Consider the following 14,859-nt stretch of genomic DNA (forward strand, 5'->3'; position numbering starts at 1 on the left):
AATATGCCTTATAGGTTTAATGTCGTTGAGATGATGTAGTACCTGTGTCAACCAAAATGTAAGGCCAGATTACTCGAAATCAACGTCACTAATAATGCAAACGTAATGATAAAGCTAAAACGATATCAAGCAATTACCACCAAAGTTGTATAAAAACCACTACCCTGTCAAAACAAATTCCTATAGCATCATTCACACCAATTAACATCGTCGTAGTAGCCAAGTCGAACAAGTGATTTATGTCTCGCAAACAACGCTACACATTAATACTCAAACGTTAAGTGAAAGCATAAATTCAAATATGGATAAGAAAGCGAAGAAAATATTATTCTCCACCTACTGGAAGAATGGATGGATAGACTCAAAAGATAGACTCTTATCTGATGGAGATTTTGAGTACGCAAAGTCACAAGGATTAATGTTTGATCCGATTTCGATTTCTCATGATGACTGCATAGATACCATTGCAAAAGTAGTAAAAACAATATCCAGAGCACAAATTGCTAAAGGTTTTTTAAGTAGCCTGACAACTCGCCGCTTAGACTTAAGATCTTCTTTATCATCCTATTCAATTGCCAAAAATATCCCAGAGCATAAATATACACCCGTTATATCCGGCACTTCATATTCCGACGGAAAACCAACTTCACACTCCTACACCTGCGGTGTATGCCGAGACAGCAAATACGGGATAAGGGGCAGTCACAACTATAACAACACAGATATAAACGTATTGAATTTCGAGCGTATCAAATGGGGTGGTGTCCGTCATGGCGATATTTTATATACATATTTTGACTTAAACCAATTTATAAATACGGATATCCCTGGCCCAACTGATGAAGACTTAAATTGTTTCAAAGAAATATTAAGCACTATCGAAAGTTCGGAACCTACTCATTATCCCAGTGCCCTTGAAAAAAGATTGGCTAAGATCGTAAAGTCCAGTAAGGCAGAAAGGCAGGTATTAATAGAAATTTTAGCCAGTATTGGAGTGTTACAACCAAGGAGCTACAATCGGCCTTCTAAAGGCAAAAATGACTGGGTGTTCGCTGAGTATTGGCGAGGTGAAGATAAATACTGCCATAAAACTGTCGATGAATATTTTGGTAAATATCTACAGTTATGAATGAAGTGGATCAGAGATCAAGCGATGGCTTTTCCCCCAAAAACTAACCGCAAATAAGGCGCGGGAATGACTAACTGTATCACAAAAGGTGCGTAATGCGTTTAGAATTAACTCTCAAGAACATGTTGGATAAAATTGAATCTTTAGATTGGAAGTGGGATGTATATATACCTTCTAATAAAGAAATTAATGACTCGATATTATGTCTTGTACTTGACGATGACACAGAAGAAGATCGTGGTAGTGATGATGAACCAATTTACCCAACATCTATTGGTTATAAAAGCTTCTTAAGTGTGTCAGATTTGCAAAGTATTAAGAGTAATTTGCTGCAACAAAATTCTGAAGCTGGGTTAAATGAATTAATTAGTGCAGCAAAATATTATTATGAAAATGATGCTTTTATTAATATTAACCGCTAACCAATAAAAGCTGTCGGATGCTCCGGGCTAATGCGCACATTAAGGGTTACTCATAAGTGTATAACCCTATTCCTTGGGAAGAACGACTGTCACCACACAGCCCTGTTGCCAAGGGAGTAACGCTTGCGTGGATTGCTGACAGTTTTCGATTTGAATGCTGCCGTGATGGCGGGTGACCACATCCTTACAGATGGCTAAGCCAAGCCCTAATCCCGCATCTTTGGTTGAGGCAAAAGATGCCATCAACTCACTCGCCTGCCCCTGTAGCCCTTCGCCATTATCAATAACTAACACTTTGATTTCATTTGGATGATAATAGATATCGATCCATAATTGACGCACACGATTATCGCCGCAGGTTTCTAACGCATCTAAGCTATTTTTTACTAAATTGACCCACATTTGGCTTAAACCAACGCTATCGCCCATCAGTTCAAAGGGCTCACCCTGCACTCGCACATTCACTTGCACATTGGCGCGGTCTAGCTCGCGCCGCAACAGAGCTAAAGCTTCTTTCACCACTGGCACTATATCTAAAGGTTCGGTCTTGGCCTGACGCCGCTTGAGTAAACCGCGAATACGATGCACAACCGCTCCAGCTCGAATCGACTGCGCATTAATTTTACCGAGTACATCATAGAGTTCCGGATTATCTTGCCCAAGCCTTTCCAGTTGTAGCATGGCACCTTCGCTGTATTGGGTAATGGCGGCTATGGGTTGATTGAGTTCATGGGCAAGTCCTGCACCTATTTCCCCAAGAATCGCCGCACTTTGCAGTCGCTCAAGCTGCAGTGCCTTGTCCTTTAATTGACGCTCAGTGCTAACTAAAAACTCACTTTTCTGGCGAAACTTATATTCAAGCCACAGGTGATAAATGGTGGAAATAATGAAAATTAACAACAGTGCGCCACCCCATTCTTTATTTTTTGCCATCCATTTGTATACGGTTTGATAAAGTGGTGGTGATGCTCCCTGTAGTTGTAATTCTTTAAATAACTCAATCACTTTTAACTGGCTTACGGGCGCAGTCCAGCCCAAAGTATCGGCGGTAATTGCTGCAATATGATCGGCGGGTAAATCGAATAAGGCGCGGGTAATCGCCATCGTCAGCTTAGGAGAAACCGTATCCGCCGCAGCGAATGACCAGTTTGGGTATAACTGAGTGCTCACCTCACAATCATATCCTGCAGGCGTTGCAGGATGGATAACCCGATAATCGCCCTGATTAACAAGACCCGTTGCGATCATTTCCTCTAAGGTACAAAAAGGCGCTATTGCGGCGTCGGCACTGCCATCTCTGACTTGATAGATAAGCGGTTCTAACGGGAACCCGAGGAAGCGCACTTGCCCAAAAAACTGTTCGGGTAAAAAACCCATTTTATGCAGTAACCCCATGGCCGCTTGATACCCCCCCAAGGCCTGCGGATCACTTGCAACCACATTGCGCCCGCGCAAATCCTGCAAGGTACGGATAGGGCTGTCGGCGCGAACAATAATGGTCGCGCCTATGGTAAAAGTGCTGCCTTGATGCTTACGGCTCTTCATTGTCGCAAGCCAAGACAGCGGGAAGTTGTTACTTAGATGCAGATATTGCCCAGGGTTCGTGACGATAAACTGCAAATCATGCTCAAGTAACTGACTACGCATGCCATTAAAATCCACAGGCACGACTTCAAAATGACTATTAGGTACTTGCTCACTGAGGTAATCCATCATAGGTTGCCAACGCTGCTTGGCCTGTAACACGCCATGATTTGCCAGCACTCCGACTCTAAAATGGTTCACTTCTGTCGCTTCGTTGGCATAGGACGGATTAAGCCCAATAACACTCAGCAAGCATCCCATCAATATCGCTTTACACCAAGAGTCAATCGTCATCGTCTCTATTACCCACTCTTATATGCCATTGTCATGGAACGATTTTAGCTCGCAGATAAAAATCAAGCTGTGAAATGCCGCCAAACTCTGGTTTATGCCCAGAGGGAATAGGCTAATTTAGTGATGTATCTCCCAAGACCTAGGCTTAAAATTGAGCCCACTCTGCACCCAGCTTAAGCTGATAGCATGCTTACCGCCCTACAAGGAACACCATGTCGATAAAATTGCCACTCTATCTAGTCGATGACGATGAAGCGATTCTGGATTCACTGGGCTTTATGCTCGGACAATTTGGCTATCAAGTGCAAACCTTCAACAGCGGCCGCGACTTCCTTGAGCACTGTGCATTATCACAGGCGGGCTGCGTGATTTTAGATAGTCGAATGCCAGAAATCACCGGCCAAGAAGTGCAGCAAAAATTACTGGAAACCCACAGCCCGCTAGGCGTGATATTTCTCACTGGCCACGGTGATTTACCTATGGCGTTAAGCGCCTTTCGTAAGGGGGCCTGCGATTTTTTTCAAAAACCAGTATCGGGTAAAGCATTAGTACAAGCGATTGAAAAGGCACTGCGTGAAAGCCAAGTGGCCTTCGAGCAGCAAAGTCTGCAGCATAAGTTTGACCAACTGACCGAGCGTGAACAGCAAGTGTTAGCCCATGTGATCCAAGGCATGACTAACAAGCAAATATCGGAGGCGATGTTTTTATCCCTGCGCACGATTGAAGTACACCGCGCAAAAATCATGAAAAAGCTCGAAGTGAACAATATGGCAGAGCTAGTGCAACACTTAGGCAATCTGAATTCTGTCTTATAAGTCAATCACCCGTGGTCACTAAACAATCGTTAAGCCTTCTCGCCACGCATAAGGATTTAACCGTTAAACCCTTTTTACCCCGACCATTCAAGATACCGTAACTACACAGTTTTCATCCAACCTGCGACAAGCTGTCGCAGTTTGCGCATTTGGCTTTGTGAAATATCGTATCAGCCCGCACAATCACGCCATAGGTTCCTTCCTTTGTGCCCCGCAGGCGCTCAAGAAATCCACTGCTTTTTGAACCTCCACCCGAGGGTAACTATACCCTCGGGGATTTTTTGCTTCCATCCGCGAATGCCTTCCTCCAAGATAACAACTAAAGTGGAAATGGAACGATCCAATTCTAGTTCCGTCTGCAAAGCAGTTATATACTTTCCAACCGTCTCAAATAATATGAATCATGGAAGAGCGAATGTTCAAACCTTTAATATTACTTAGCTTTAGCACCTTAGTCTTAACCTGTATGAGTGGCTGCGTTGGGCCACTTAATTCAAAATGTGATACAAATTCCCCCTACAGCAAACAAGAATGCAATGCAGCCGACGCCGCAGTTTATGTTGCAGCCGCCATATTGGAAGGCCCAGATAAAGGTCAAACGTGTAACGATATGTCGGGCAAAGCAAAACAAGACTGCCTCGCTCAACAACAAGCACTGAAAGAATCATTAGAGAAACACGCTCGAAAATAGCATTAAGGAAGATGAATGAAAGCCTCCATTTTTATTGCCGCGACCCTCGACGGTTATATCGCAACGCCCGATGGGGATATCGACTTTTTAAATCAGCACCCCAGTACTAATCCCGATGAAGACTTTGGTTATCATGCCTTTATCGACACTATTGATGCGATTGTAATGGGACGAAAAAGCTTTGAAAAAGTCCTCTCCTTCGATTGTGATTGGCCCTATGTAAATATCCCAGTGTTTGTATTAAGTCGCAGCGGCGTAACAGTACCGTCGGCGTTAAGTGAGCACGTACAAGTGCTAAATGGCGATGCGGCAAGCATTAGCGAACAACTCAAAACCCGTGGCTTCAAACATCTCTATATCGATGGTGGCCAAACAATCCAAGGCTTTTTAGCGGCGGGGCTAATTCAGGAACTCACGCTCACTCGCATCCCCACTTTACTGGGTAAAGGTATTCCCCTCTTTGGCGACTTAGCTCAAGCGATTCAATTAATGCCAATTCACACGCAGCAATATGACAATGGCTACGTACAAACCCGCTATCGTGTTATAGACAAAATGGCTTTATAAGCCGTTTACATTCGGCTGATTGCATTGAAGGGTGAAGTGATGGCTTGCCATCTTGCTGCATAACCATGTAACAGCAATGTTAAACAACTAAATATTATCAATGGCTTACTGATTGCAAATCAAAGTTCCGTTAGAATATTGTCCTCTAACAAATAGGTGAGCAATATGAGTCGTTTGCAGTCATCGAAGGGTTTTACATTAATTGAGCTGGTTGTTGTCATTATCATCCTTGGGATCTTGGCCGTCGTCGCAGCACCACGGTTTTTAAACCTAGGCCAAGATGCTCACGATGCCAGAGCCAAAACCGCATTTGCGGCCTTTACCTCTGGTGTTAAGCTTTATCACAGTTGCTGGCTTGCGGGCGGTCACTCAGGTTATACCCAAGATCTCGCCTGTTATGGTGACGGAAAACTCGACTCGACCACCACAGGATTTCCACTGGGAATAGAGACTGCAACCGCTGATGCCGGTGCTAAATTGCAGGGCGATTATTGTGGTCAGTTATGGCAAGGTCTTTTGGCTAATAATGAATTTGTCATTGCCGATCAATACTCTTGGCGCACAGTTCCCAATGTCGACATTGTTTACTGGTATGGTGCCGTCGACATAAAAGATCCCAATGCTTACTGCATTTTCAACTATGTCTCTGACGATCGCAGCTTCGGCAGTGAAAACTGGGATCTTAAATACTATCCCTTCGATGGCCGCACTATTGTAGGTCGATCCACCCTTTCCCAATAAGCGCTTATTTTTATTGCTAAAGGAGCGCGAAAGATCGCAAACTCCTTTGGCATTTGCCGCGATTACTTGAATTATTGTCATCCATCCCCATATATATCCCATCATCCACCGCAACTTTTGCTGCGGGCCAGAAGAGGATTCATTGTGACCACTATCGTATCAGTACGCCGTAATAATCAAGTTGTCATCGCCGGCGATGGCCAAGTCTCCCTAGGCAATACCGTCATGAAAGGTAACGCCAAAAAAGTGCGTCGCTTATATCACAACAAGGTACTGGCAGGTTTTGCAGGCGGCACCGCCGATGCTTTCACCCTATTCGAGCGTTTCGAAGCCAAACTTGAAATGCACCAAGGCCACTTATTGCGCTCAGCCGTTGAGCTAGCCAAAGATTGGCGTACCGACCGTATGCTGCGTAAACTCGAAGCCCTGTTAGTCGTGGCCGATGCGGAAACTTCGCTGATCATCACAGGTAATGGTGATGTCGTTCAGCCAGAACACGACTTAGTTGCCATTGGTTCAGGCGGCAACTATGCCCAAGCGGCGGCCCTTGCACTATTGCAAAATACTGAGCTGTCAGCCTTAGAAATCGCCGAAAAATCCCTGACTATTGCTGCGGATATCTGCGTATTCACCAATCAATTCAAAACGATTGAAGAACTCAATTACTAAACAGCCCGTGAGGAATATTATGTCTGAAATGACCCCCCGTGAGATTGTCCACGAGCTGGATGCACACATTATTGGCCAACAAAAGGCCAAACGTTCTGTTGCTGTCGCCCTGCGTAACCGCTGGCGCCGGATGCAACTTGACGCGGATTTCCGTCAAGAAGTCACCCCAAAAAATATTCTGATGATTGGCCCAACGGGCGTTGGTAAAACTGAAATTGCCCGCCGTTTAGCCAAACTGGCGAACGCGCCTTTTATCAAGGTCGAAGCGACTAAATACACAGAAGTGGGTTATGTCGGTAAGGAAGTCGAGCAAATCATCCGCGACTTGACCGATATCGCCATCAAGCTGACCCGTGAACAGCAAATGGGCAAATGTCGCCAACGCGCCGAAGAAAATGCCGAAGAGCGCATTCTCGATGCCCTGTTGCCTAAGCCGAAAAACGACTGGGAAAGCACTGAAACCGATTCCAACTCAAATACCCGTCAAGTCTTCCGCAAAAAGCTACGCGAAGGCCAATTAGACGATAAAGAAATCGATATCGATGTAGCCCAACCGCAAATTGGTGTTGAAATCATGTCGCCTCCAGGCATGGAAGAAATGACCAACCAGCTGCAAAGTCTGTTTAAAAACATGGGCCAAGCACCAGCAAAACGTCGCAAGATGAAGATCAAAGAAGCCTTTAAGCTATTGATCGAAGAAGAAGCGGCCAAACTGGTCAATCAAGAAGATTTAAAAGAACAAGCCATTGAAATGGTTGAGCAACACGGCATAGTGTTCCTCGACGAAATCGACAAAATCTGTAAGCGCGGCGAAACCTCAGGCCCAGACGTTTCCCGTGAAGGCGTACAACGTGACTTACTGCCGCTGATCGAAGGCTGCACTGTCACCACAAAACACGGCATGGTAAAAACCGACCACATACTGTTTATCGCCTCTGGCGCATTCCAGATGTCTAAACCGTCGGATTTAATTCCTGAATTACAGGGTCGTTTACCGATCCGTGTCGAGTTAGATGCGCTATCAGCTAATGATTTTAAACGCATTTTAACCGAGCCACACGCCTCGCTCACCGAGCAATATATCGCGCTGATGGGCACAGAAGGCGTGAAAGTTGAATTCAGCGAATCGGGTATCGACAGCATTGCGAAAGCCGCATGGCAAGTGAACGAGCGCACCGAAAACATCGGCGCCCGTCGTTTACACACTGTGATGGAAAGGCTGATGGAAGATATCTCCTACGAGGCATCGGAAAAATCGGGCTCCGCCTTTGTTATCGACGCCGACTATGTCAGCGCCCACTTAGATAACTTAGTCCAAGACGAAGATCTCAGCCGCTTTATCCTCTAGTACTAAACCGTTCACCGCCAAGCTCAAACGACTTGGCGGTAAACGACTCAAATACAAAAGTGTGACTTAAACGAAAAAGCCTGACCAAGGCTCTCGCTTACCCTTTGTATCCTTGGCCGCGAGTGGTTACATTAGTCAGGTGTTATTTTAATGAGTCGTTATCCTATCCTTAGCATTTTCTTGGTAGCCAACCTATGACCACAGCAACGCCCAATGTCACCGATCTTAAACTGAAACGTAAATCACGCATTCTAGAAATCAGTTTCGACAATGGTGAGCAATATCAGCTCAGCTGCGAGATGCTCAGAGTCTACTCGCCCTCGGCCGAAGTGCATGGTCACGGTAATCCAAAGCTGGTCACCCACAAGAAAAACGTCAACATCAGCGCCATAGAACCCGTCGGTAATTACGCAGTGAAAATCGTCTTCGATGACGGCCACGACACAGGCCTATTCTCGTGGAAAGTCCTCTACGATCTCGCCACCCACCAAGTGGATCTATGGGAAAAATACCTCGCCCGCCTACGCGCAGAAAAAGCCTCACGCGAACCGCTGATTGCGATGAATATAAAGTACAACTAGTACGTTAGGTAAAATTGTGGAATGTAAACTCTAGAAACAGAGAATTTAACAATGGGTAGCTTGTGAAGCTGTGAGTTCTCTTACTGACTTGAGTATCAAAGGAAAGACCATGTCGGAAAAAATCCCCTGCCAAGAATGTAACACCTTAATCCTTCCGAGTACCGCCGAGAAAAATGAGGGTTTATGCATGCCCTGCAAAAATGGCATACGTGCAAACCTCGAGCGTGCGAAGGAATACTACCAACAAGAGCGTGAACTCGATAAAACCTGTCCCTTTCGAGCCTTTTGGCGAGATCTTGTTTTAAGGGTACATAACAAAGATCAAGGTTTTTATACGCTTAGACCAGAGGAACAAAATTACTATGCGGTGAACTGCTTATCTGGCGAGATCTATAATGGTGGATTTATTCAGTATTTCGACAACTCTTCAGGTGAGCATTACGCCTTCGCTGAGCGTGGACTTATCCAAATGGGAGCAAGCCACTCGTTAAACTTATTGCACCAAGCAAAACAGGCCGTGTTTGGCGAAAAGCCAGTACCAATAGACAGAGATCGTCGTTTAGCCGCCACCGATAACCAAGACCTGTACAGCGTACTCGATAAGCTCGATGACGAGTTTTATAAAGATCTAGATGATCTCGATGCCAAGCTTAAAAGCTACGCCCTTGATTACGGACTAGTGAATAAGACTTAACTGGCGATTGTCGGTAATCACTTAAAGATAAAGGCTATCCTTGACAGAAATAAGCATAATTGAGCCTATCTTGCTGACCCCATACCGCAGTCCAGCCATTCACATCACTCATATAAGCGAAATAAATAGACTGCGTTTTAAGACAAACATCTTGAAATGGCGCTTTAATCTCATTAATAAAATGCGCCGACCTAACCAACACATCAGTACAAACGTCTTCATCCTCCACTAACCAAATAAAATCATCACGCCATTCATCCAATGCTATCGCGGCCTCTGGGGAATAGAGTCTCAACTTATCTTGAGCGAGTTTCATTTGCTCGGGAGTCACAGAACATGAAACCGCCAACTTATCGAATACACCTGAACCGCCAGCCCAAAAAGACAAATCAAATTCCAACCTATCCTCTAGCGGCGTAAAACCCAATAAATTTTCGATAATCATTAAACTTTTAGCTAAATCGGCATCTGGCCTTTGGTAACGCTTTTCAATCCCATCATATTCCCGCATACGAACTAAGCTCCTGCTGCGTTAAGTGACACATTAAAATTGAGTAACATACTATAAAATAATAACTTTTTGATCAATGTACCCAACGATTAAGACTATTACGCCAGTGACTCGCCGACTTTGATTTAAAAATAAGTTATCCCTAAGCGCTCGATGGCGCCATTTGCAGCATAAGGAAGCGCGAACACAGCGAGCACATGGTCAAGGATAATGGAATGAAAATTATCAGGCCTACCATTTTAAATCAGCAACTTCATCAAGTAAGGCCTGTGGTTTAAACCGTCCCTGCTAAAAGCGGCCTGTACAGTTATTTTCTTGATTTTCTTGATTTGCTTGTCTTACTATTAGCTCATTCAAACATCGCACTCTTTTGAAAACTTAGGCATGAAATATCGCATAATCGGCTGCGGTAAATTGCAATTGAATGCTTTAATCGGTTGACCTCATGCGCCTCAACTAGCTCTCCTTAAACGGATTTTTGTGTTAATTAATCGCCTTTAAACAACTTATGCCACTGCTCCAGCACTTCTCAGTCAGTTCAACGATTGGCACTGTCGATATCGACTGGCAGCACCACATGCAGATAATTCGACATCACCGCAAAGGCTGCAACATCGATAGCAAAAACGGCTTCAAGTTCAAACAGTAGTGACTCAACCCAACTACGGCGATGGTCATAATTTTTCCCAGAATAGGCATCATCGCCACATAAAAAAGCACGCCGCACAACGCGGCTATAGCAATGGTAATAGGGAATGTCTTCAAGGCTTATTAAGTTCTGAGAGGACGCGGCATATAAACCTCCTTGTTTAATGCTTAATCAAAACATAGTCGGAGGTTAACTACCACGCCATTTAAGCTGGGTGTCTTGAAAACAGCTTCTTTGTAAGCAACCTGAAAGTGCATTATATTGTTGCTCTAAAATGGATGGCCAGATTTATTATTAGCCCTGCATATGTGATAAAACAGTTAAACCTTCGCTGGAAACAAATCTTAGAAATGGAGTATTGTCAGTGACAACGAGAACGGAATTACTCAATAAATTAAGCGCCTTATCGACCGCCGATCCAGAGCACTGTCCGGTAGTGACATTAAATGAGTACTTTTTAGAAAACGAAGATGAAGAGTCTATCGCACCCAATAATTGGGGTTATGGTCGACCATCCATCAAAGAAATCTATCGTTGCTTGAAAGAAATCGAACATAGGTCAGATGTGCAAGGTATTTATGTTGGGATGCACGATGAATGGTCCGAAGCACTTGAGGATGATGAGCTATGGCCTGCAGCTGAGAACATTCATATTCTTACCTGTGCGCCTCTGGCGGAAGTGGAAGAATGGATTGAAGGAATCGCGGCAGATGGAATGGGGACAGGCTGGCCCTATGGCGAACATCAACTATCCCCTAAGCCGTATGCTGGCTATCATGTCTATACAGTATATTGGGATTAGTGGTTAGCTATCTCACTGTTTATGTGAATTTTATTGCATCAGATAACCCCAAAACATCGGTCTAGGCCGATGTTTTTATATCTAAGGATACCCAATCTCATTTTTGTAATATAAAACGTGCTCCCCCAGCCTTATTATATGAATTAGCTCGTGTTATTTAGACTCCCATTGTTAAATTTTAAAAATGGAGTGTTAGTACTCTTTTTAAATACTAACAAACAACACTAAAACTTCAGAAGTTCATCTTCCCCTGCGAAGTTGCTGAAGGGCGTTGAAGAAAATCGCGTGAGCGAGGCATGGATGCCGAGTTAGCTTTCGGATTCTTTATTTGATTAATAGGGGATGTACCATCGGAAACGTTAGCTATTTCAAATAAGCACGAAGCCCTGCTTATAAATAAAGAGTTAATGCATGTAACTTCGCTAGGGTGAGTGCTGCGAAAACAGCGGTACGAACGAGAGCCAAAGATTGTGAACTGGCAGTTAGACATCGACGTTGTTCGGCAAGGGCTCTTGATTGAAAATCAATGGGGAAGCCCCACGACTTTGACTTTGCTTTAAAAGCTATCAAACCAAGTTTAGATAAACCTCCTTGTCGAAATCACGACAAATACCCTGCTTTGTGATCCTCACTGCAACCCAATTCGTAATGTCAGGCAATATTACATCGCGAAATGCTTAACCGCGAAAGTCATTCAACGAGTCCACTTAATGCAATTACAGCAATTCCATACAGTCAGGTTAATTTTAGGCGATCAACTCAATGCCCAGCATTCTTGGTTTAACCGTGTTGATGATCAAGTGCTGTATGTGATTGCAGAATTGCACCAAGAAAACACTTATGTAACCCACCATGTGCAAAAAATATGTGCCTTCTTTGTGGCAATGGCGCAATTTGCCCAAGAGCTGCGCGCACAAGGGCATCAAGTGCTCTATTTGAATCTGGATGACACTCATGATGGCACCCAAGGCTTTAGCGATCTACTGGGGCTAATTCAACATCAGGTAACACAGGTTGGCGCGATCAAGTTTGAATACCAAAGGCCTGATGAATACCGCTTACTCAAGCAATTGAGCCGACTTAAGCTCAACACAGCCGTGGTGAACTGTGTCGATACAGAGCACTTTATCTTGCCCTTTGACGAAATCGATGCGCAGTTCCCCGTCGGCAAACACATTATGATGGAGCACTTTTATCGCCGTATGCGTAAACGCTTCAACATCTTGATGCAAGACGGAAAGCCACTCGGCGGGCAATGGAACTTTGATGCCAGCAACCGTCAGAAACTTAAAACTCAAGATATAAAAGTCTTGCCAGCGCCATTGATGTTTAGCCTCGATGTAACTGAAATTCTCGCTAGGCTTGAGCGTCATCAAATTCCGACCATGGGTCGTATTGATGCGCCATTGCTGTGGCCGATAAACCGTGCGCAAAGCCTCACACTATTAACGTATTTTTGTCAGGTTTGCTTGCCTTCCTTTGGCCGTTTTCAAGATGCCATGACAGCGCAACATCCCGCCAAGTGGAGCTTGTACCATAGTCGACTATCATTCAGCCTTAACAGTAAATTAATCAGCCCGTTAGAAGTCATCAATGCGGCCATCGACAGTTATCAAACGAATGCTGAGATTGATATCGCCCAAGTTGAAGGGTTTGTACGACAGATATTAGGTTGGCGAGAATATGTTCGCGGCATTTACTGGGCCAATATGCCGCAGTACGCCAGCACTAATGCGCTCGATGCCCATGGGACGCTGCCCGATTATTTTTGGCATGGCGACACTAAGATGAGCTGCATGCGACAAGCCTTATCTCAATCATTAGATTTTGCCTACGCCCATCATATTCAGCGCTTAATGGTGATCGGCAATTTCTGCTTATTAACCGAAATCGAGCCAAATCAAGTCGATGAGTGGTATTTAGGCGTGTATGTTGACGCCATCGAATGGGTTGAAATGCCCAACACTCGCGGCATGGCATTGTTTGCCGACGGCGGCATTGTCGGTACTAAACCCTACGCCGCCAGCGGCTCTTACATTAATAAAATGAGTGATTACTGCAGCGGCTGTCATTACAAGATAAAAGAGCGCAGCGGTGCACTCGCCTGCCCGTTCAATAGCTTTTATTGGCGCTTTATGGACAAACACCGCGCGCGATTGTCGCTGAACCCTAGGATCGGCATGCTATACCAGACTTGGGACAAAATGGGCGAGTCCGTAAGAAGCGCCATATTAGCCACAGCCGAGCACAACCTCGTTCACCTAAACCGTTTGTAGCGGAGTAATGCTAAGCGTGACTCATTGATATAAAGAGTTTGATATAAAGAATTTGATATAGATATTTGGATAGGGAGAGTTTGCTATGAAAGTACTTATCGTCGGCGGGAGTGGGGGTATTGGCAAAGCCATGGTTAAGCGAATTCAAGAGTCATATCCCGACGCCACTGTGCACACCACCTACTGGCATCATCTTCCCCAAGACATGCGAGAGAAGCTCCAATGGCATGCATTAGATGTGACCAATGAAGCTGAGATTAAACAGCTAAGTGAACAACTCACTGAATTAGATTGGATTATTAACTGTGTCGGCATCTTACACACCCAAGATAAAGGGCCAGAAAAAAGCCTACAGTCACTGGATATCGACTTTTTCCAGCACAATTTAACGCTGAATACCCTGCCCAGCATCATGTTGGCGAAGCACTTTGCTAAGGCATTAACACAAAGCCACTCGGCAAGATTTACGGTGATATCGGCGAGAGTCGGCAGTATTACCGATAATAAATTAGGGGGCTGGTACAGCTATCGCGCCTCAAAAGCCGCGCTGAATATGTTTCTCAAAACACTGTCGATTGAATGGTTACGCACCATGAAACACGGCGTGGTGTTGTCTCTGCATCCGGGCACGACAGACACGCCATTATCTCAGCCATTTCAACAGAGTGTCCCCAAAGGCAAACTGTTTACACCTGAGTATGTCGCCAACTGCTTACTGCCCATCATTGCCAATGCTACACCCGCACAAACAGGGCGTTTTTTTGCCTACGATGGCACAGAGTTACCTTGGTGAAATAAGCTGAAGAGCAAGTCAAGCAGCGGCAACTCCGATGGAGTCTTTCTAAGTTAATAAATCAAAGCAGAGGGTCTCAACACCTTGATAGGATGATGACCCCAACGCACAACCCATCCTTAATCAAGCCTTTTCAAGAACACTGAAAAAATAAACAATTGAAATAAATCATTAAATTGTTTTAAAACACTCAAGTGCATCACCCTTCCGCTTGGCTAAATCGCTATTACCCAAAAGTCCTAATTCAGATTTAAAAGCGTCTAAATGAACGATGAAGATAGTTCCTTTGTACG

General features: G+C 44.6%; 15 protein-coding genes and 1 pseudogene. 13 read left to right on the plus strand and 3 right to left on the minus strand.

Annotated elements, in window-relative coordinates; all coding sequences use genetic code 11:
• Window positions 1–301: 301 nt before the first annotated feature.
• Window positions 302–1,129 carry a hypothetical protein gene (locus HQQ92_RS17650; protein ID WP_173247237.1) on the plus strand — a complete coding sequence of 276 codons (828 nt, stop codon included), beginning with the start codon at window positions 302–304 and terminating at the stop codon, window positions 1,127–1,129.
• 95 nt (window positions 1,130–1,224) lie between these two features.
• A complete protein-coding gene (locus HQQ92_RS17655) occupies window positions 1,225–1,551 on the plus strand; it encodes a hypothetical protein (RefSeq protein ID WP_173247240.1) in 327 nt (108 codons plus the stop codon).
• Window positions 1,552–1,617: 66 nt separating this feature from the next.
• Here HQQ92_RS17655 and HQQ92_RS17660 read toward each other — a convergent pair whose 3' ends face one another.
• Window positions 1,618–3,429 carry a PhnD/SsuA/transferrin family substrate-binding protein gene (locus HQQ92_RS17660; RefSeq protein WP_173247243.1) on the minus strand — a complete coding sequence of 604 codons (1,812 nt, stop codon included), beginning with the start codon at window positions 3,427–3,429 and terminating at the stop codon, window positions 1,618–1,620.
• A gap of 212 nt (window positions 3,430–3,641) precedes the next feature.
• Between HQQ92_RS17660 and HQQ92_RS17665 the strand changes: the two genes are divergently transcribed.
• The 8 genes from HQQ92_RS17665 (at window position 3,642) to HQQ92_RS17700 (ending at window position 9,535) form a co-directional block, all read left to right on the plus strand.
• Entirely contained in the window at window positions 3,642–4,244 is a 603-nt protein-coding gene (locus tag HQQ92_RS17665) for a response regulator transcription factor (RefSeq protein ID WP_173247246.1), read from the plus strand.
• Window positions 4,245–4,659: 415 nt separating this feature from the next.
• Window positions 4,660–4,935 (plus strand): hypothetical protein, encoded by a 276-nt coding sequence (locus HQQ92_RS17670; protein WP_173247249.1) that lies wholly within the window; start codon window positions 4,660–4,662, stop codon window positions 4,933–4,935.
• Window positions 4,936–4,950: 15 nt separating this feature from the next.
• A complete protein-coding gene (locus tag HQQ92_RS17675) occupies window positions 4,951–5,502 on the plus strand; it encodes a dihydrofolate reductase family protein (protein WP_173247252.1) in 552 nt (183 codons plus the stop codon).
• Between the two features lie 165 nt (window positions 5,503–5,667).
• Window positions 5,668–6,243: a type II secretion system protein gene (locus tag HQQ92_RS17680; protein WP_105251239.1), complete on the plus strand. Its 576-nt coding sequence runs from the start codon at window positions 5,668–5,670 to the stop codon at window positions 6,241–6,243.
• A 144-nt stretch (window positions 6,244–6,387) separates the two neighbouring features.
• On the plus strand, window positions 6,388–6,912 hold the full coding sequence (hslV, locus tag HQQ92_RS17685; RefSeq protein WP_006083300.1) for an ATP-dependent protease subunit HslV: 525 nt from the start codon (window positions 6,388–6,390) through the stop codon (window positions 6,910–6,912).
• Window positions 6,913–6,931: 19 nt separating this feature from the next.
• Complete coding sequence (hslU, locus tag HQQ92_RS17690; RefSeq protein WP_105251238.1) at window positions 6,932–8,260, plus strand: HslU--HslV peptidase ATPase subunit; 1,329 nt, start codon at window positions 6,932–6,934, stop codon at window positions 8,258–8,260.
• Between the two features lie 194 nt (window positions 8,261–8,454).
• Window positions 8,455–8,841 carry a gamma-butyrobetaine hydroxylase-like domain-containing protein gene (locus HQQ92_RS17695; RefSeq protein WP_063883307.1) on the plus strand — a complete coding sequence of 129 codons (387 nt, stop codon included), beginning with the start codon at window positions 8,455–8,457 and terminating at the stop codon, window positions 8,839–8,841.
• Between the two features lie 109 nt (window positions 8,842–8,950).
• On the plus strand, window positions 8,951–9,535 hold the full coding sequence (locus tag HQQ92_RS17700; RefSeq protein WP_173247255.1) for a DUF4375 domain-containing protein: 585 nt from the start codon (window positions 8,951–8,953) through the stop codon (window positions 9,533–9,535).
• 34 nt (window positions 9,536–9,569) lie between these two features.
• On the opposite strand, the gene HQQ92_RS17705 is transcribed toward HQQ92_RS17700, so the two are convergent.
• Together HQQ92_RS17705 and HQQ92_RS17710 are read right to left on the minus strand one after the other, a co-directional pair.
• The gene (locus tag HQQ92_RS17705) at window positions 9,570–10,046 is read right to left on the minus strand and encodes a hypothetical protein (protein WP_173247259.1); all 477 of its coding nucleotides are present in this window, start codon (window positions 10,044–10,046) and stop codon (window positions 9,570–9,572) included.
• Window positions 10,047–10,337: 291 nt separating this feature from the next.
• Window positions 10,338–10,841: pseudogene (locus HQQ92_RS17710) on the minus strand (transposase); the annotation flags it as partial.
• 218 nt (window positions 10,842–11,059) lie between these two features.
• On the opposite strand from HQQ92_RS17710, the gene HQQ92_RS17715 reads away from it, so the two are divergent.
• From HQQ92_RS17715 to HQQ92_RS17725, 3 genes are all read left to right on the plus strand, one after another.
• Complete coding sequence (locus tag HQQ92_RS17715; protein ID WP_173247262.1) at window positions 11,060–11,497, plus strand: hypothetical protein; 438 nt, start codon at window positions 11,060–11,062, stop codon at window positions 11,495–11,497.
• 710 nt (window positions 11,498–12,207) lie between these two features.
• A complete protein-coding gene (locus HQQ92_RS17720) occupies window positions 12,208–13,773 on the plus strand; it encodes a cryptochrome/photolyase family protein (RefSeq protein WP_173247265.1) in 1,566 nt (521 codons plus the stop codon).
• An 85-nt stretch (window positions 13,774–13,858) separates the two neighbouring features.
• Complete coding sequence (locus tag HQQ92_RS17725) at window positions 13,859–14,566, plus strand: SDR family oxidoreductase (RefSeq protein WP_173247268.1); 708 nt, start codon at window positions 13,859–13,861, stop codon at window positions 14,564–14,566.
• Window positions 14,567–14,859: the final 293 nt, after the last annotated feature.

The sequence above is a fragment of the Shewanella sp. DC2-4 genome, from assembly GCF_013248875.1.
In the GTDB taxonomy this organism is placed as follows: domain Bacteria; phylum Pseudomonadota; class Gammaproteobacteria; order Enterobacterales; family Shewanellaceae; genus Shewanella; species Shewanella oncorhynchi.

Excerpts from the sequence above, each read along its gene's own strand:
- HQQ92_RS17650 (WP_173247237.1), top strand. The coding sequence starts at position 302 with ATGGATAAGAAAGCGAAGAAAATATTATTCTCCACCTACTGGAAGAAT.
- HQQ92_RS17655 (WP_173247240.1), top strand. The coding sequence starts at position 1,225 with ATGCGTTTAGAATTAACTCTCAAGAACATGTTGGATAAAATTGAATCT.
- HQQ92_RS17660 (WP_173247243.1), bottom strand. The coding sequence starts at position 3,429 with ATGACGATTGACTCTTGGTGTAAAGCGATATTGATGGGATGCTTGCTG.
- HQQ92_RS17665 (WP_173247246.1), top strand. The coding sequence starts at position 3,642 with ATGTCGATAAAATTGCCACTCTATCTAGTCGATGACGATGAAGCGATT.
- HQQ92_RS17670 (WP_173247249.1), top strand. The coding sequence starts at position 4,660 with ATGTTCAAACCTTTAATATTACTTAGCTTTAGCACCTTAGTCTTAACC.
- HQQ92_RS17675 (WP_173247252.1), top strand. The coding sequence starts at position 4,951 with ATGAAAGCCTCCATTTTTATTGCCGCGACCCTCGACGGTTATATCGCA.
- HQQ92_RS17680 (WP_105251239.1), top strand. The coding sequence starts at position 5,668 with ATGAGTCGTTTGCAGTCATCGAAGGGTTTTACATTAATTGAGCTGGTT.
- hslU (WP_105251238.1), top strand. The coding sequence starts at position 6,932 with ATGTCTGAAATGACCCCCCGTGAGATTGTCCACGAGCTGGATGCACAC.
- HQQ92_RS17695 (WP_063883307.1), top strand. The coding sequence starts at position 8,455 with ATGACCACAGCAACGCCCAATGTCACCGATCTTAAACTGAAACGTAAA.
- HQQ92_RS17700 (WP_173247255.1), top strand. The coding sequence starts at position 8,951 with ATGTCGGAAAAAATCCCCTGCCAAGAATGTAACACCTTAATCCTTCCG.
- HQQ92_RS17705 (WP_173247259.1), bottom strand. The coding sequence starts at position 10,046 with ATGCGGGAATATGATGGGATTGAAAAGCGTTACCAAAGGCCAGATGCC.
- HQQ92_RS17720 (WP_173247265.1), top strand. The coding sequence starts at position 12,208 with ATGCAATTACAGCAATTCCATACAGTCAGGTTAATTTTAGGCGATCAA.
- HQQ92_RS17725 (WP_173247268.1), top strand. The coding sequence starts at position 13,859 with ATGAAAGTACTTATCGTCGGCGGGAGTGGGGGTATTGGCAAAGCCATG.